Here is a 15604-nt window from a genome sequence, read left to right on the forward strand (position 1 = left end):
AAGTGCCTCTGGCGCCCGCGGAATATGCGCGAGCAGCTATACAAACAATAGCAAGCCTCCTTAACGGAGGCTTTTTTGTGCCCGGGCTGACCATCCCGGCAGAAAGCCCAAGGCCAACTCCAGCTGGTGCCCGGCATCCTGCAGGCGCGCGTTGTTGTAGATTTCCAGCACCGTCGTACCCGCTGGGCGCTCCAAAGGTGGTGCGCGCTCCAGTCGCGCCCGGATGTCTGATGCACTCTCGCGCCCGCGTGCCACCAGACGTTCGAGCAGCACTTCCGGAGACGCAGTTACATGCAACACCACCAGCCAGGGGAAAAGGGCTATGGCTTGCGGCAGGTAAGCACGTGAGCCTGTCACGAACACCCAGCCGGTGCCGGGGGGGCCCTGCAACTCAGCGTGGCGCACCCCATAGTCCAGACCATTGGCGGACCAGCACAGCCCGAAGCTGCCAGCATCGCGGGCGGCTGCAAATGTTTCGCGGGTCATCGGCTCGTGCTGCTCTGCACCCGGGTGCGCCGCACGGGTGATGCAACGCCGGGCAACGTGCACACCGGCGTTCGGTGGCAGATGGGCTTTCAGCCACTCCAACACGCTGTCTTTGCCCGCGCCTGACGGACCCAGCACATAGATGAGCACCGGGCTCATGACGCCAGCGGGAACTGGTCCAGCACCACAAAGTCTGCGCCCGGCTGGGGCTCGGCAAACAAGGTCAGGCTGTCCATGTGGTCGGGCGTCTTTCCATCGAAATGCCGCTGCGCAGCGGTCTGCAACGCCTGCACTTCTTGGGGGGCACGACCGTGCAAGCCCCCTGTGAGCGACATATGAAACCGGAAGTGCCCGAACACATACGGGTAACCCCAAGCCACCAGCATCGCGTCTTCGGCAGCGGTTAGCGGCGCTTTGCGGCGGCGCTGCAACTCGGCCTCCGACAGCGGGGCTACCAAGGCATGCAGCTCACGCACACAAGCGGCTGCAATGTGGTCCAGAGCTGTGGTGTCACCCACGGGAGTCAGTGCCAGAAAGTCATCCAGATGGCTCACCTGCAAGCGGGGCATGGGAATGGTGCTCAAGCTCCCCGCCAACTGCGCCATGCGCTCACGCAGTTGCTGCAGATTCACGCCCGCCGCCAAGGCGAAAGGCGCTTTCAAGGTGGCGTGCCAGCCATAGCGGCGCGGTGCTGCGGTCAGCTCTGCAAGGGCCAGGGGTGACATACCGTTCACCACCGGCTGCACCCGCAACAACCCATCATGCGCACAGCGCCCCAGCCACTGGCTGCCGGCTTGCCATGCATCGCTGCCCATGGCGGGGGCGTAATACACCGCATAGCGGTGGTAGTGGGTCTCAGTCATGGTGGTTCACCATCAGGTTGACGCGGTCCCCGGCAAACCAGGTCAGTGCGAATTCGATCGGTACGCCGGCTGTATCCACGTTCACACTCTCCACGCGCAGCACCGGCCGGTTCACCGGCTGGCGCAAGTGGGTGGCTATGTCCGCCTCCGGCATTTGGGCGGTGATACGGCTTTCCTGCCGGGTGTAGTCCGCCACGCCGGCCGCCTGAAAGGCCGCGGTGATGGAGCCGGTCTGCGCGACCACCGCGTCCAGCCCTTCGAAGCGGGGCAAAGGAAAGGCCCGTTCACTTACATGCAGCGGCAGGCCTTGGGCCTCGCCCAACACCTCCAGCACCAGCACCTTGCTGCGCGCAGGCAGGGCCAAGGCCGTGGCTTGTGTTTTGGTGGCCCGCTCGGTGCGCACCGACAGCACCTGCAAGCCGCCTTTGAGCCCGGCATGCGCTAGGTTCTGCTGATGGCGCGTGCGCTTGGCCAGCATCAGGTCGACTGCAAAGTCTTCCACGTAGGTGCCACTGCCCTGAGCGATGCGCACCAGCCCTTGGCTGGACAGGCTCGCCAGCGAACGGCGGATGGTGTGCCGGTTGACTCCGAACTGTTCCGCCAGCGCATGTTCCGACGGCAGGCGCTGCCCCGGGCGGTAGGCACCGCGTCCGATGGCATCAGCAATATCGGAGGCGATGCGCGTCCAGAAACTCTCTTTGGTGCCGCTTTCTGCGGCTGCGTCGATGGAAGTGATGCTTGTCATGAAACCTACATACCCGCTGGATAAGCTGCGGACAGATTCTAAATTTGTCTATACAACTTTCAGGGTACCACTGCGATGTTTCACGCATTTGACAATGACGGACCGCCCCGGCACACCACCCGCCCGGACTGGATGGCGCTGCTGTCCAGAGCCCCACTGGACCTCCTCGAATCCGCACTCGCCCCGTATGCAGAGCAAGCCCCGCAATGGCTGCGTCAGCCCGAAACCGGGCTTTACATGGTGCAGGGCCGTGCAGGCGCTACTGGTGAACGCTTTAACCTCGGTGAAGTCACCGTCACCCGCTGCGCGCTGCGTCTTCCCTCCGCCTCTGCGGCCTCCGGCCACACCGTGGGCGTGGCGTATGTGCTGGGTCGCTCGCGCCGCAAGGCCCACCTCGCCGCTGCAGCCGATGCCCTGCTGCAGGACCCAGCCCACCACGACGCGCTGAACGAGCAGTTGCTCCAACCCGTGCGCCGCCACCTGGCTCTGCACAGCGCACAGCGCCACGCCAAAGCACAAAGCACCAAGGTGGAGTTCTTCACCGTGGCGCGTGAATCCGGCGGCGAAGATGACGAAGGAGACCAGGAATGAACACCCCCGACCTCAGCACCTTGGGTGCCGGCTTCAGCCACGAAGCGTTGGGCAGCCAGGCCGTGTTCCGACAGGCCCTTCAAGCCCTGTCGCACCCCGGCCGCTGCATCGCAGTGCCCAACGACGCACAAGTGCCACAAGGTGCTCACCCGGCCTCAGCCGCCTTTCTGCTCGCAATGCTGGATTCGGATTGCCGCGTCTGGCTTTCACCACGCTTGGCCTCCGGCCCTGCCGCGCTCTGGTTGCAATTCCATACCGGCTGCACCGTGGTGCCATCAGCCGCAGACGCTGCCTTCGTCTGGGTCGCGCAAGGCGATGCCATTCCCGCCCTGCACGAACTGGAACAAGGCTCTGACGCCTACCCCGACCAATCCGCCACCTGCGTGATCGATGTGGCAAGTCTGACTTCTGCCCATGAGGACGGTGCTTGGGAGCTCAGCGGCCCCGGCATCCAAAGCACCCAAGCACTCACCGTGCAGGGCCTGCCGCCTGACTTCACCAGTCAGTGGGCCGCCAACCAGGCGCGCTTCCCGCGTGGAGTAGATGTGTTTCTGGCCAGCGAGAACCATCTGGCAGGCCTGCCGCGTACCACGCGCATAGCAACTCCAGGAGGACGCTGAAGATGTACGTAGCCGTCAAAGGCGGGGAAACTGCCATCCTCAACAGTTACGAGCTGCTGGCTGCCCAGCGCCGTGGCGACCCGGCGTTGCCGGAGCTCAGCATTGCGCAAATCCGTGAGCAACTCAAACTGGCCGTGGACCGGGTGATGAACGAAGGCTCGGTGCACGACCCCGAGCTCGCGGCCCTCGCCATCAAGCAAGCCAGTGGTGATCTGGTGGAGGCCATCTTTCTGGTGCGCGCCTACCGCGCCACCTTGCCCCGTCTGGGGAGCACCGTACCTTTGAAAACCGAACGCATGCAGCTGGATCGCCGCATCTCGGCCACCTTCAAAGACTTGCCCGGCGGACAGGTACTGGGCCCCACCTATGACTACACCCAGCGCCTGCTGGACTTCACCTTGCTGGCCGAAGGCCGCACGCCGGTAAGCAGCGTGCCTGCGGCATCCGTGGCCGGTACGCAAACACCCATTACCCCGCGTGTGGTCGATCTGCTCAATGACGAGGGGCTGATCGAAACCCGCCCCATTCCGCCGGGTGATCCAGCGCCCGTGGACCTGACCCGCGAGCCCCTGCGCTTCCCGGCAGCCCGTGCCACCCGCTTGCAAAACCTGGCTCGCGCGGACGAAGGCTTCTTGCTCTCCATGGCGTACTCCACCCAGCGCGGCTACGCCCACAGTCACCCCTTTGTGGGCGAGGTGCGCTTTGGCAGCGTGGCGGTGGAGATTGAGCCGGAAGAGCTGGGCTTTGCCATTTCCATCGGCGACATCGAAATCACCGAATGCGAAATGGTCAACCAGTTCGCCGGCAGCAAGACCGAACCCCCGCAGTTCACGCGTGGCTACGGCCTGTCTTTCGGCCACTGCGAGCGCAAGGCCATGGCCATGAGTCTGGTGGACCGTGCGTTGCGCGCGGATGAGCTGGGCGAGGCCATTGAGTCACCTGCACAAATGCAGGAATTTGTGCTGTCGCACAGCGACAGCCTGGAGGCTTCCGGCTTTGTGCAACACCTGAAATTGCCGCACTACGTGGACTTCCAGTCCGAGCTGGAACTGATTCGCAAAATGCGCGCCGCCGCTGTGGAGGACACCACCCCATGAACGCCCGCCTGGAAACCACCTTGCCGGATACCGGCCACACCGCGGACGAGATGCAGCAGCACTTCAACTTCGCGTACCTGGATGAGCGCACCAAGCGCATGATCCGCCGCACCATCCTGAAGGCGGTAGCCATCCCCGGCTACCAGGTGCCCTTCGGTTCCCGCGAAATGCCCTTGCCCTATGGCTGGGGGACCGGCGGCATTCAGGTCACCGCCGCAGTCATCGGCCCGGATGAAGTCCTCAAGATCATTGACCAGGGTTCTGACGACACCGTCAATGCGGTCAACATTCGCCGCTTCTTCCAGCGTACGGCCGGCGTGCAAACCACCACCCGCACGGCGGAGGCCACGCTGATACAGACCCGCCATCGCATCCCCGAGACGCCGCTCACCGAAGGCCAGGTCATCGTGTACCAGGTGCCCGTGCCCGAGCCGCTGCAACGGCTGGAGCCGCGCGAAACCGAGACCCGCACTCTGCATGCGCTGGCGGAGTACGGCCTCATGCATGTGAAGCTCTACGAAGACATTGCGCGCTACGGCCACATCGCCACCACCTACGACTATCCGGTCATGGTGAACCAGCGCTACCTGATGGCACCCTCGCCCATCCCCAAGTTCGACAACCCCAAGATGCACATGAACCCGGCCTTGCAGCTCTTTGGCGCAGGCCGCGAAAAGCGCATCTACGCCGTGCCGCCCTACACCGCCGTAGAAAGCCTGGGCTTTGAAGACCACCCCTTTGAAGTGCAGAAGTGGGACAGCGCCTGCGCCCTGTGTGGCGCGACCGACAGCTTCTTGGATGAAGTGATCACCGACGACGCCGGTGCCCGCATGCACGTGTGCTCGGACTCGGACTACTGCCAGTCCCGCCAAGCTGCGCAAGCAGAGCAAGGGCCCACAGGAGAGACTGCATGAGCGTTGACATCCGCCAGGCTGTCGAAGCCGATCTGCCGGACGTGCTGGCCCTGTATGCCCAGCCGGACTTGGACAATGGAGTCGTGTTGAACGAAGACGAGGCCAAGGCTGTCTTCGCGCAGTTTGCGCGCTACCCCAACTACCGCCTGTTCGTCGCCCTGCGGGAGGATGCGGTGGTGGGCACATACGCGCTGCTGGTCATGCACAACCTGGCACACCGTGGCGCGCCTTCCGCCATTGCCGAAGACGTGGTGGTCGATAGAGCCTGCCAGGGTCAGGGCATAGGCCGCCAGATGATGGCCCACGCCCTGCAGCTGGCCAAAGAGGCCGGTTGCTACAAGCTGGCCCTGTCTTCCAACCGCAAGCGCAAAGACGCGCATGCGTTTTACGAATCGCTGGGCTTTCAACAGCACGGCCTGAGCTTTGTGATGGAGCCCTGACATGCACACCGCCCCCTCTACACCTTTGCTGCAGGTGCGCGGCATCAGCAAGCGCTATGGAGACCGCGTGGCCTTGCACGATGTGTCCTTTGACCTCTGGCCCGGCGAAGTGCTGGCCGTGGTGGGCGAGTCCGGCTCGGGCAAATCCACCCTGCTCAACGCCATCGCCGCCCGCGCCAAGCCGGACGCCGGCAGCGTGCAGTACTGCACCCGTGAAGCGGGCCTGCAGGAAGTGTTTTTGATGACCGAAGCGCAGCAGCGCCTGCTGGCCCGCACCGACTGGGGCTTTGTGCACCAGAACGCCGCTGACGGTTTGCGCATGGATGTGTCGGCCGGTGCCAATGTGGGCGAGCGCCTCATGGGCCTGGGCGAGCGTAACTACGCGCACCTGCGTGCCACCGCAGCACAGTGGCTGAGCCGCGTCGAGATCGACCCCGCCCGCATGGACGACACGCCCCGCACTTTTTCGGGCGGCATGCGCCAGCGCTTGCAGATCGCCCGCAACCTCGTCACCGAGCCACGCCTGGTGTTTATGGATGAGCCGACCTCCGGTCTGGATGTGTCGGTGCAGGCACGCTTGCTGGACATGCTGCGCCAGCTCACTCAGGGCATGCAGCTCGCCGCCATCATCGTGACGCACGACCTCGCCGTGGCTCGCCTGCTGGCCCACCGCATGATGGTGATGCAGCGTGGCCGCGTGGTGGAATCCGGCCTGACCGACCAGCTGCTGGACGACCCCCAGCACCCTTACACCCAACTTCTCGTTTCCTCGGTACTACAGCCATGAGCACACCCTTGTTGCAACTCCAGGGGGTGGCCAAGCGCTTTACCCTGCACCACCAATCCGGCGCGGAGCTGGCAGTCATGTCGGACGCCAGTTTTGCGGTGCATGCCGGCGAATGCGTGGTCCTGGACGGCCCCTCCGGTATGGGCAAAAGCACGCTGCTGAAAATGATCTACGCCAACTACCGCGCCAGCACCGGTCAAATTGCCGTGACCGACGCGCGTGGCCGCACCATCGACATGACCAGCGCCACACCGCGTGAGCTGGTGCGCATGCGCAAGGAGACCATCGGCTATGTGAGCCAGTTCCTGCGCGTGATACCGCGGGTACCGGCCATCGATGTGGTGGCAGAGTCCCTGCTAGAGGACACAGCCAACGACCCGCAAGCTGTGGCTGCAGCGCGGGAGGAAGCCGGCCGCTGGCTGACCCGCTTGCGCATTCCTGAGCGGCTGTGGCACCTGCCCCCGGCGACCTTTTCCGGCGGGGAGCAGCAGCGCATCAACATCGCCCGCAACATGATCAAGCCGCGGCCCTTGCTGCTGCTGGACGAACCCACTGCGTCGCTGGATGCGGCCAATACCGACACCGTCATCACCCTGATCCGCGAGGCCATTGCCCGTGGCGCTGCGGTGGTAGGAATATTTCACGATGCCGAGGTAGGCCGCGCCGTAGCCACCCGCCATATCGACGTCACCCAGTTCCGGAGCCAGGCCGCATGAGCACTTCATCCTTGTTCACCAACGCACGCCTGGTGCTGGCCGACGAAGTGCTGGCAGGCAGCCTGCTGGCACAGGACGGCCACATTGCCGAAATTCAATCTGGTCGCTCGCAAGCAGCGGATGCCATCGATCTGGAAGGCGACTACCTGCTGCCCGGCCTGGTGGAAATGCACACTGACAACTTCGAGCGCCACCTCATGCCCCGGCCCAAGGTCTATTGGGCGGAACTGCCAGCGCTCATGGCGCACGACGCCGAAGTAGCCGCCGCGGGCATTACCACCGTGTTCGATGCTCTGGGCGTGGGCGAGGCCGACACGGAAAGCCTGCGCGGCAGTGCATGGAGCGGTGTTCTTCAAATTATCGATGCCTGCCATGCGCAAGGCCTATTACGGGCAGACCACCACTTGCATGTGCGCTGCGAACTTCCAGCCCCCAACACCATTGAACTCTTTGCGCCGTTTCTGGGTCACCCGCGCCTGTCCCTGATCTCGCTCATGGACCACACACCGGGCCAACGCCAGTGGGAAGACATTGAGCAGGCTCGCACCTACTACACCGGCAAAAAGGGATGGAGCCAGCAGAAGTTTGAGCAGCAGGTCGCGCAGGCCAACGAGCTGCAGGCCAAATACGCAGAACCACACCGCGCCTACTTTGTGGACCACTGCCGCAGCAACGGCATTGCGCTGGCTAGCCACGATGACACCACCGTGGCACACGTGGAGCAGGCGCATGCCGAAGGTGCCAGTATGTCGGAGTTCCCCACTACCGTGGCGGCAGCCCAGGAAGCGCGTGCGCGCGGCTTGCGCACCGTCATGGGCGGGCCCAATGTAGTGCGCGGCGGCTCCCACTCCGGCAATGTCGCTGCGGCAGACCTGGCCAAGCTGGGGCTGCTGGACATTTTGTCGTCCGACTATGTGCCGGGCAGCATGCTCAGCGGGGCGATGCGCCTGGTGCGCGATGGCCTGATGACGCTGCCACAAGCCGTGGCCACCGTCAGCCGTACGCCGGCCCTGGCCACAGGCCTGAGCGACCGGGGAGCTATCGCTGCGGGCTTGCGTGCCGACCTGATCCAGGTGCGCATGGCGACCCTGCCGGGCGGGCAGGAACACCCCGTAGTGCGCGCCGTCTGGCGTGAAGGCCGGCGGGTGCTGTAAGGGCGCCTTGCGTCATACAAATTTCCCTGAAGTTTCATCAAAACGTCACCCCACCGCCGGACACTGAATCTGTCTAGACAAATTGAGGAGAAGCCATGCACCACGCACTCCGTATTGAACAACTCAACAAACACTTTGCCAACGGCAAGCACGCGCTGAACAACATCAACCTCACCGTGGCACAGGGTGAGATGGTGGCTTTGATCGGTGCTTCGGGGTCCGGCAAATCCACGCTCATGCGCCACATGGCTGGCTTGGTATCGGCGGACGCGGGGCCGGGCTCCTTGATCGAGGTAGATGGCTGCTGCGTGCAGCAGGGCGGCCGGGTGCACCGCAACATCCGCCAGGTACGGGCCCGCATCGGCTTTGTGTTCCAGCAATTCAACTTGGTGGACCGACTGCCGGTCCAGGTCAATGTGTTGGTGGGTTTGCTGCACCGCATGCCACTGTGGCGCGGGCTGCTGCGCTGGTTCACCGAACAGGAACGCGCACAGGCCATCGAGGCGCTGCAACGTGTGGGCATTGCCGAATGCCACGCCCAGCGTGCCTCCACCTTGTCGGGCGGCCAGCAGCAACGCGCCGCCATTGCCCGCACGCTGGTGCAAGGCGCGAAAGTGGTGCTCGCGGACGAGCCGATTGCCTCGCTGGACCCGGAGTCCTCCCGCAAGGTGATGGAGATTCTGGCCCGCATCAACCGTGAAGACCGCTGCACCGTGATCGTGTCGCTGCATCAGGTCGATATGGCACTCAAGTACTGCCCTCGCGTGGTAGCCCTGAACCAGGGCTGTGTGGTCTATGACGGCCCCGCCAGTGCCCTCACCCCCGATCTGCTGCGCGAACTCTATGGCGTGCAGGCCGACGAAATTCTGGCGGATGCGCAACGTCCTGCCACTTCCCCGGTACTCGTGCCGTCTGCCCCTTGGGGCAGCCCGGTGGCGCAGACCGCTTGACCTTCCCTGCCAACCTTTTCAGGAGCTTTCCATGTTGAAAAAAATCTGGGCGACCTCGGTCGCCGCTATCAGCCTCGGCCTGCTGGCACCCGCAGCCGGTGCACAGGAACTGAACTTCGGCATCATCTCGACCGAATCGTCCCAGCAACTCAAACAGCAATGGCAACCGGTGCTGGACGCACTGACCCAGCAAACCGGCCTCAAGGTCAATGCATTTTTTGCCCCGGACTATGCCGGCGTGATCGAAGGCATGCGCTTCAACAAAGTGCAGTTCGCCTGGTTCGGCAACAAGTCCGCCATGGAAGCGGTGGACCGTGCCAACGGTGAAGTGTTTGCCAAAGTCGTCAACATCGACGGCACCGAAGGCTACTACTCCCACCTGATCGTGCACCGCGACAGCGCCCTCAAGTCGGTGGACGACGTGCTCAAGAACGCCAAGAACTTGAACTTCGGCAACGGTGACCCGAACTCCACCTCCGGCTTCCTGGTGCCCGGTTACTACGTGTTCGCCAAGAACAATGTGGACACCAAGAGCGCCTTCAAAGTCGCCCGCTCTGCCAACCACGAAACCAACGCCATGGCTGTGGCCAACAAGCAAGTGGACGTGGCCACCAACAACAGCGAGACCCTGGCCAAGCTGGAAAAAACCATGCCCGAAAAGGTCAAGGAATTGCGCGTGGTCTGGACTTCTCCATTGATTGCCTCCGACCCCTTGGTGTGGCGCAAGGACCTGCCCGACGCTACCAAGGCCAAGCTCAAGGCCTTCTTCACCGGCTACGGCAAGACCAGCCCTGCGGAGCGCGAAATCATGGCCAAGTTGAACTGGTCCACCTTCAAGGAATCCAACAACAGCCAGTTGCTGCCGATCCGCCAGCTCGACATGTTCAGCAAGCGCACCAAGGTGGAAGCCGACACCACCCTGGCTGAAGACGACAAGAAGCGCCAGCTGGCTGAGCTGGACAAGAAACTCGCTGAGCTGAAGTGATGTCCACCACCCCGGCCCCCACTGTGACGCCCCGCCTGCCCGCTACGGTTGGCGCCGCTGCCTCGAAGCAAGGTCTGGGGTGGCACCTCTCTTGGGCCTTGTTGCTGGCCCTGCTCGCTATCTCATGGAAGGGCGCAGACATGCGCCCCGCCGACCTGGTCCGCGACTCCGGCAACATGGCCACTTACCTGGCAGACTTTTTCCCCCCAAAGTTCGGTGACTGGCGCAACTACGTGCAAGAAATGTTGGTCACCTTGCAGATCGCCCTCTGGGGCACTGCCCTTGCAGTAGTAACAGCCATTCCCATGGCGCTGTTGGCCTCGGCCAACCTCGTGCCCTGGTGGGTCTACCAGCCGATGCGCCGCCTCATGGACGCCACCCGTGCCATCAATGAGATGGTGTTTGCGATGCTGTTTGTGGTGGCCGTAGGCCTGGGCCCGTTTGCCGGTGTGCTGGCGCTGTGGATTCATACCAGCGGCGTGCTGGCCAAGCTGTTCTCGGAGGCAGTCGAAGCCATAGACCCCCAACCGGTGGAAGGCATTCGCTCTACAGGGGCTACCGCGCTGCACGAAATCATCTACGGCGTCATTCCGCAAGTCATGCCCTTGTGGATTTCCTTCACGCTGTACCGCTTTGAGAGCAATGTGCGCTCCGCGTCCGTGGTGGGCATGGTCGGAGCCGGGGGCATCGGCGTGGTGCTGTGGGAAATCATCCGCGGCTTCCAGTACGCAGAAACCTGTGCCGTCATGATCATCATCGTGGCTACGGTAAGCATCATCGATCTGGTGTCCGCCCGCATCCGCAAAGCCCTGGTCTGAGGAGACTGATATGGCATTGGACATGGAAGACATCGCCGCCTTGTTTGACAAGCGTGCGGGCAGCCAATACGGCCGCGAGCCAGTGAACCAGATGGAGCACGCCCTGCAATGCGCCCTGCTGGCGGAGCAGGCTGGCGAGAGCATCGAGACCGTAGTCGCAGCGCTACTGCACGACATCGGCCACCTGATTGCAGCCGAGCGTGACGGCGTCATGGACGACACCCAAGAGAAAGACGACCTGCACCAGTATGTGGCGCTGCCGTTTTTGCGTGCGCTGTTGCCCGATGCCGTGCTGGAGCCCATACGCCTGCATGTGGATGCCAAACGCTACCTGTGCGCCACAGAACCCAGCTACTGGGCTGCACTCTCCGAAGGTTCCCAGCGCAGCTTGGAACTCCAAGGTGGCCCGTTCAGCGAAGCGGAGTTGCAAAGCTTTATCGCCCAACCCTTTGCCGAAGAGGCGGTGCGCCTGCGCCGCTATGACGACCTGGCCAAGGTGCCAGGCAAAGCGACACCGGACTTCAAGTACTTCGCGGAGAAGCTCAGCGCCGTGTGCGCGTAAGCACAGCGGCCACTTCGGTGGCCGTTTTCACTGCCGCGCCCCGGTGCGCAGCACCCAAACCCAAGGCGGCGTCCTGCATGCGTTGCAAGCGGGCGGTATCACCCGCCGTTGCAGCTGCTTCAGCCACCGCATGGGCAATGTCTTCGCACCGAAGCGCGGCGCCTGCCTCTGCCGCCAGCGTGGAGGCTTCGGTGAAGTTAAAAAGGTGCGGCCCCATGAAAACCGGCACACCGCAGGCCGCCGCCTCGATCAGGTTCTGCCCGCCCAGTGGTGCAAAGCTGCCGCCCAGCAAAGCCACATGGGCCAAGCCGAAGTAGAGCGCCATTTCGCCCAGCGAGTCGCCCACCCACACGTCCGCTGTCTCTGGCGCTTCGCCCCATTGGCTGCGGCGGGACACGGAGTAACCGGCATCGGCAAACAGCTGCGCAACTTCTGCGAAACGCTGCGGATGGCGTGGCACCACCAGCAGCTGGAACGGCAAGCCGGTTCTTTGGCCCGATAGATTTGCTATTTTTTCAGGAGCTGCTCGCGCATATTCCACGGGCGCTATAGGCCATTTTTGCTTCAAAACATCGAGCAGCATCTGCTCTTCGCCTTCCCGTGAGCTGGCAAACATCAGCACCGGGCGACCTGCGCCAGCGCGCCAGGCGCGGCCTTGGGCCAGCAGCGCGGCGTCGGGCGTAGCGTCGAACTTGAAATTGCCCAGCACCCCCTGCACAGTCGCACCCAAGGAGCGAAGGCGCTGCGCATCCGCTTCGCTCTGGGCCCACACCGCATGCAGGCCACGATACGCGGGGCCAGCCAGCCAGCGCAGGCGCAAAGACTCTTTGTAGGTTTTGTCGCTCATGCGGGCGTTGACCAAACACAGGGGCACGCCGCACTGTGCGCAGCCGGCCACCAGATTGGGCCAAACTTCGGTCTCCATCAGCAAGCCGATATTGGGCCGGAACCGCGCCAAAAAGTGGCCCACCGCCGCAGGCGTGTCCCAGGGCTGCCAGACCTGCACGTCACCCGGTTGCAACAAGGCCTTGCCGGCCTCACGACCCGTCGCGGTGCCGTGGGTCAGCAACAGGCGCATGCCGGGCAAAGCTTCGCGCAAACGGGCCAGCAACACCGCAGCAGCGCGGGTTTCGCCCAGCGACACGGCGTGAAGCCAGACCACCGGTGCGCCACCCGCAGCGGATGCCGGTTGCGGGGCAAAGTGAACCGCATCGCCGTAACAGCCAAATCGCTCTTCTACCCATTCGCCATACAGCGGCTCTACCTGGGCACGGCGGGCCAGTTTGCGCCGCACCCAGGGTTGGACGGCATAGGTCAGCAGGGAATAGAGGGCGCGCATCATCATGGTGGGTGGGTCCAGATTCAGCGGCTGAGCACCGGTGTCGCCAGCGCCTCCCAGGCCGACCACACGGACTCCACCTCAGGGCAGGGCTGTGCGTACACGCTACATTGCCGCGCGGGCTTGCCGCGTGCATCCAGCGCCGCCGGACCGGTACGCCAAGCGGTATCAAAGTTGTAGATCTGCACGTGGGGCAAGTCCAGCGCCACAGCGATATGGCTCACCCCGCTGTCCACACCCACCACGCCCGCGCAGTGGGCCAAGGTGTCGGTCAGCACATCCAGCGCCACGGCGGGCAGCACCCAGGCCTCGTCGAGCCCGGCTGCAATGGCTTGGCTGGTGGCCAGCTCGCGGGCGCCCGCGTGGGGCAAGGACACGCCAAAGCCGGCATCATTCAATCGGCGGCCCAGCGCAATCCAGTGCTCCAGCGGCCACTCCTTGTCAACCCGCGAGGTGCCGTGCACCAGCGCCACCAGCGGCTTGCGGGGCACGAAGGGGTTGTCGGCATGGCCCACGTGTTTGGGCAGCGGCGCGCTCAGGGCCTTGGATTGGCCTACCAGCCCGAAGCGCAGTGCATCCGCGGGTGTGTAGCCCAGCGCCTTGGCACACAGCAAACGGCCGCGCTCCACTGCATGCACGTGGGCTTCCAGCGCAATGGCCGTGTCTGCCACCCAGCGCGTAGGCGCCTCGTAGCCCGAGCCTTCGGTCTGGTTGGCCATGGCATAGCGGCGCCCGTCCGGCGTAGTGCGAGCCAGCCAGGCCACCAGCGCGGACTTGCTCAGGCCCTGCAGGTCAATGACTGCGTCATAGGCGTCTTGCTGCAGGTCGGCCTTGAAGCTGCGCCAGGCGGCGCGGGTTGCAGCGGCAAATGGTTTTTTGCTCCAGATGCGGATATCGCACGGAATCACACGCGCCACGCCTTCGCAGCGCGCCACCAGCGGCGCAAAGCCGCGCTCCACCACCCAGTCGATGCGGGCACGGGGAAAGGCCGCGCGCAGGTCTTGTACTGCAGGCATGGTGTGCACCACATCGCCCAGGGACGAGAGCTTGACGATCAGAATTTTTTGAGGCGCTTTCAATGCGAAGCCTCCACCAATGCGGCATGAGGCTGGATGCGTCGCACCCATTCCATCAGCAGGGTCTGAATGCGGGCCAGCGCTTCGGGCGTGCGGCCTTCGCAGCGCATCACCAGCACCGGGGTGGTGTTGGACGCGCGCAGCAGGCCGAAACCGTCAGGCCAGTCCACGCGCAGGCCGTCCACGGTATTGAGGCGGGCATCTGCTTCCAATGTAAGTGTGGCCAGTAACTGCTCCACCAGCGCATGGGCTTCACCCTCCTGGCAGGCGATGTGAAGCTCGGGGGTGATGTGGCTGTCCGGCAGCGCGTGCAGCACGGCGTTGGCGTCTGCGCTTCGGCTCAAGATTTCGAGCAGGCGACAAGCAGCATAAGTACCGTCATCAAAGCCGAACCAACGGTCGCCGAAAAACAAATGGCCGCTTATCTCGCCGCCCAGGGGCGAATTCAAGGTGCGCATCTTGGCTTTGATCAGCGAGTGGCCGGTACGGTCCATCACCGGCACACCGCCAGCAGCTTCTATCGCGGGGGCCAGGCCTTGGCTGCATTTGGCATCGAACACTACTGCCGCACCGGGGTGGCGAGCCAGCACATCGGGAGCCAACAACATTAACTGGCGATCGGTATGGATGGTTGTTCCATCGCGAGTGACCACGGCCACGCGGTCGCCATCACCATCCAAAGCCAAGCCCATCTCGGCATCGCCTTCGCGCAAAGCGCGCACCAGGTCCGCCAGGTTCTCGGGGCGGCTGGGGTCAGGGTGGTGGTGAGGAAAATGCCCGTCCACCGCGCTGTGCAGTTCCTGCACCTCGCAGCCGATGGCGCGCAGCACTGCAGGCGCGCTGGCGCCGGCCACGCCGTTGCCACTGTCCAGCACCACTTTCATGGGGCGGGCCAGTTGAATGTCTTGGACTATGCGTTCAAGGTAGGCGGCCAGCACCTCGGTCACCTGCACCGGCTCTGCGGGCAAGGCTGTCTCACTGTCCGGCCCGCTCGCCAGCAGCCCCTCCATGCGCTTGCGCAAATCCTGCACGGCATCGCCATACAAGGCCTGGCGGTGCAGCACCATCTTGAAGCCGTTGTCGTCTTTGGGGTTGTGGCTGCCGGTCACCTGGATGCCGTGCGGGCACAGGGTGTGAGTCGCGAAATACAGCTGGGGCGTGGTGCTCAGGCCGATGTCTATCACCTGCACGCCCGCGACTGACAGGCCAGAAATCAGCGCCTCTGCCAAAGCAGGGCTGCTCAGGCGTCCATCCCGGCCCACGGCTACCGCACCGCCACCCTGCTCGCGCACCAGCGCACCGAAGGCACAGCCCAGCACATGCGCCACCTCCGGCGACAGCGTGGAAGGCACGGTGCCGCGGATGTCGTAGGCTTTGAAAATTCGGGGGGACAGGTGCATGCAGCGCAAGGTTATGGAAGAAGCCAATACCGCCTTCTGGCGGGTGGGCTGGATTGTAGGC

At 64.0% G+C, this 15604-nt stretch carries 18 protein-coding genes; 12 read left to right on the plus strand and 6 right to left on the minus strand.

From position 1 onward, the window contains the following. Positions 1–60: 60 nt before the first annotated feature. The 3 genes from AEP_RS06795 to phnF are packed head-to-tail and all read right to left on the minus strand — an operon-like array spanning position 61 to position 2094. Positions 61–645: a hypothetical protein gene (locus tag AEP_RS06795; protein ID WP_087494687.1), complete on the minus strand. Its 585-nt coding sequence runs from the start codon at positions 643–645 to the stop codon at positions 61–63. Further along, positions 642–1349, minus strand: coding sequence for a DUF1045 domain-containing protein (locus AEP_RS06800; RefSeq protein ID WP_087494688.1), 708 nt, complete (start codon positions 1347–1349; stop codon positions 642–644). The genes AEP_RS06795 and AEP_RS06800 overlap by 4 nt, the downstream gene beginning before the upstream one ends. Further along, positions 1342–2094 (minus strand): phosphonate metabolism transcriptional regulator PhnF, encoded by a 753-nt coding sequence (gene phnF / locus AEP_RS06805; RefSeq protein ID WP_087494689.1) that lies wholly within the window; start codon positions 2092–2094, stop codon positions 1342–1344. Before phnF ends, AEP_RS06800 begins: the two co-directional genes overlap by 8 nt. 75 nt (positions 2095–2169) lie before the next feature. On the opposite strand from phnF, the gene phnG reads away from it, so the two are divergent. The 12 genes from phnG (at position 2170) to AEP_RS06865 (ending at position 11728) form a co-directional block, all read left to right on the plus strand. Further along, positions 2170–2685 carry a phosphonate C-P lyase system protein PhnG gene (gene phnG, locus AEP_RS06810; protein ID WP_087494690.1) on the plus strand — a complete coding sequence of 172 codons (516 nt, stop codon included), beginning with the start codon at positions 2170–2172 and terminating at the stop codon, positions 2683–2685. After that, entirely contained in the window at positions 2682–3305 is a 624-nt protein-coding gene (gene phnH / locus AEP_RS06815) for a phosphonate C-P lyase system protein PhnH (protein WP_087494691.1), read from the plus strand. The genes phnG and phnH overlap by 4 nt, the downstream gene beginning before the upstream one ends. 2 nt (positions 3306–3307) lie before the next feature. Then, positions 3308–4402, plus strand: coding sequence for a carbon-phosphorus lyase complex subunit PhnI (locus tag AEP_RS06820; protein WP_087494692.1), 1095 nt, complete (start codon positions 3308–3310; stop codon positions 4400–4402). A gap of 50 nt (positions 4403–4452) precedes the next feature. Then, a complete protein-coding gene (locus AEP_RS06825) occupies positions 4453–5316 on the plus strand; it encodes an alpha-D-ribose 1-methylphosphonate 5-phosphate C-P-lyase PhnJ (RefSeq protein ID WP_087497224.1) in 864 nt (287 codons plus the stop codon). Beyond that, entirely contained in the window at positions 5313–5756 is a 444-nt protein-coding gene (locus tag AEP_RS06830; protein ID WP_087494693.1) for a GNAT family N-acetyltransferase, read from the plus strand. Before AEP_RS06825 ends, AEP_RS06830 begins: the two co-directional genes overlap by 4 nt. 1 nt (position 5757) lies before the next feature. Next, positions 5758–6543, plus strand: coding sequence for a phosphonate C-P lyase system protein PhnK (phnK, locus tag AEP_RS06835; RefSeq protein WP_087494694.1), 786 nt, complete (start codon positions 5758–5760; stop codon positions 6541–6543). Beyond that, positions 6540–7259, plus strand: coding sequence for a phosphonate C-P lyase system protein PhnL (gene phnL, locus AEP_RS06840; protein ID WP_087494695.1), 720 nt, complete (start codon positions 6540–6542; stop codon positions 7257–7259). The genes phnK and phnL overlap by 4 nt, the downstream gene beginning before the upstream one ends. Next, the gene (locus AEP_RS06845; RefSeq protein WP_087494696.1) at positions 7256–8413 is read left to right on the plus strand and encodes an alpha-D-ribose 1-methylphosphonate 5-triphosphate diphosphatase; all 1158 of its coding nucleotides are present in this window, start codon (positions 7256–7258) and stop codon (positions 8411–8413) included. Before phnL ends, AEP_RS06845 begins: the two co-directional genes overlap by 4 nt. A gap of 95 nt (positions 8414–8508) precedes the next feature. Continuing rightward, entirely contained in the window at positions 8509–9363 is an 855-nt protein-coding gene (gene phnC, locus AEP_RS06850; RefSeq protein WP_087494697.1) for a phosphonate ABC transporter ATP-binding protein, read from the plus strand. Between the two features lie 31 nt (positions 9364–9394). Continuing rightward, positions 9395–10348 carry a phosphonate ABC transporter substrate-binding protein gene (phnD, locus tag AEP_RS06855; protein ID WP_087494698.1) on the plus strand — a complete coding sequence of 318 codons (954 nt, stop codon included), beginning with the start codon at positions 9395–9397 and terminating at the stop codon, positions 10346–10348. Then, on the plus strand, positions 10348–11166 hold the full coding sequence (gene phnE / locus AEP_RS06860; RefSeq protein ID WP_087494699.1) for a phosphonate ABC transporter, permease protein PhnE: 819 nt from the start codon (positions 10348–10350) through the stop codon (positions 11164–11166). Before phnD ends, phnE begins: the two co-directional genes overlap by 1 nt. 10 nt (positions 11167–11176) lie before the next feature. Next, on the plus strand, positions 11177–11728 hold the full coding sequence (locus tag AEP_RS06865; RefSeq protein WP_087494700.1) for a phosphonate degradation HD-domain oxygenase: 552 nt from the start codon (positions 11177–11179) through the stop codon (positions 11726–11728). Here AEP_RS06865 and AEP_RS06870 read toward each other — a convergent pair. The 3 genes from AEP_RS06870 to AEP_RS06880 are packed head-to-tail and all read right to left on the minus strand — an operon-like array spanning position 11709 to position 15543. After that, complete coding sequence (locus AEP_RS06870; RefSeq protein WP_442873364.1) at positions 11709–13073, minus strand: 3-deoxy-D-manno-octulosonic acid transferase; 1365 nt, start codon at positions 13071–13073, stop codon at positions 11709–11711. The genes AEP_RS06865 and AEP_RS06870 overlap by 20 nt on opposite strands. A 17-nt stretch (positions 13074–13090) precedes the next feature. After that, on the minus strand, positions 13091–14146 hold the full coding sequence (gene waaC, locus AEP_RS06875) for a lipopolysaccharide heptosyltransferase I (protein ID WP_232459952.1): 1056 nt from the start codon (positions 14144–14146) through the stop codon (positions 13091–13093). Continuing rightward, the gene (locus AEP_RS06880; RefSeq protein WP_087497226.1) at positions 14143–15543 is read right to left on the minus strand and encodes a phosphomannomutase/phosphoglucomutase; all 1401 of its coding nucleotides are present in this window, start codon (positions 15541–15543) and stop codon (positions 14143–14145) included. Before AEP_RS06880 ends, waaC begins: the two co-directional genes overlap by 4 nt. Positions 15544–15604: the final 61 nt, after the last annotated feature.

Source organism: Curvibacter sp. AEP1-3 (genome assembly GCF_002163715.1).
Lineage (GTDB): Bacteria > Pseudomonadota > Gammaproteobacteria > Burkholderiales > Burkholderiaceae_C > Allorhodoferax.

What these genes read in the sequence shown, in the direction of transcription:
- phnD (WP_087494698.1), top strand. Translation starts at nt 9,395, where the DNA reads ATGTTGAAAAAAATCTGGGCGACCTCGGTCGCCGCTATCAGCCTCGGC.
- phnC (WP_087494697.1), top strand. Translation starts at nt 8,509, where the DNA reads ATGCACCACGCACTCCGTATTGAACAACTCAACAAACACTTTGCCAAC.
- AEP_RS06880 (WP_087497226.1), bottom strand. Translation starts at nt 15,543, where the DNA reads ATGCACCTGTCCCCCCGAATTTTCAAAGCCTACGACATCCGCGGCACC.
- AEP_RS06820 (WP_087494692.1), top strand. Translation starts at nt 3,308, where the DNA reads ATGTACGTAGCCGTCAAAGGCGGGGAAACTGCCATCCTCAACAGTTAC.
- phnG (WP_087494690.1), top strand. Translation starts at nt 2,170, where the DNA reads ATGTTTCACGCATTTGACAATGACGGACCGCCCCGGCACACCACCCGC.
- AEP_RS06830 (WP_087494693.1), top strand. Translation starts at nt 5,313, where the DNA reads ATGAGCGTTGACATCCGCCAGGCTGTCGAAGCCGATCTGCCGGACGTG.
- phnE (WP_087494699.1), top strand. Translation starts at nt 10,348, where the DNA reads ATGTCCACCACCCCGGCCCCCACTGTGACGCCCCGCCTGCCCGCTACG.
- phnH (WP_087494691.1), top strand. Translation starts at nt 2,682, where the DNA reads ATGAACACCCCCGACCTCAGCACCTTGGGTGCCGGCTTCAGCCACGAA.
- AEP_RS06800 (WP_087494688.1), bottom strand. Translation starts at nt 1,349, where the DNA reads ATGACTGAGACCCACTACCACCGCTATGCGGTGTATTACGCCCCCGCC.
- AEP_RS06845 (WP_087494696.1), top strand. Translation starts at nt 7,256, where the DNA reads ATGAGCACTTCATCCTTGTTCACCAACGCACGCCTGGTGCTGGCCGAC.
- AEP_RS06825 (WP_087497224.1), top strand. Translation starts at nt 4,453, where the DNA reads ATGCAGCAGCACTTCAACTTCGCGTACCTGGATGAGCGCACCAAGCGC.
- phnF (WP_087494689.1), bottom strand. Translation starts at nt 2,094, where the DNA reads ATGACAAGCATCACTTCCATCGACGCAGCCGCAGAAAGCGGCACCAAA.
- AEP_RS06870 (WP_442873364.1), bottom strand. Translation starts at nt 13,073, where the DNA reads ATGATGATGCGCGCCCTCTATTCCCTGCTGACCTATGCCGTCCAACCC.
- AEP_RS06795 (WP_087494687.1), bottom strand. Translation starts at nt 645, where the DNA reads ATGAGCCCGGTGCTCATCTATGTGCTGGGTCCGTCAGGCGCGGGCAAA.
- phnL (WP_087494695.1), top strand. Translation starts at nt 6,540, where the DNA reads ATGAGCACACCCTTGTTGCAACTCCAGGGGGTGGCCAAGCGCTTTACC.
- phnK (WP_087494694.1), top strand. Translation starts at nt 5,758, where the DNA reads ATGCACACCGCCCCCTCTACACCTTTGCTGCAGGTGCGCGGCATCAGC.
- AEP_RS06865 (WP_087494700.1), top strand. Translation starts at nt 11,177, where the DNA reads ATGGCATTGGACATGGAAGACATCGCCGCCTTGTTTGACAAGCGTGCG.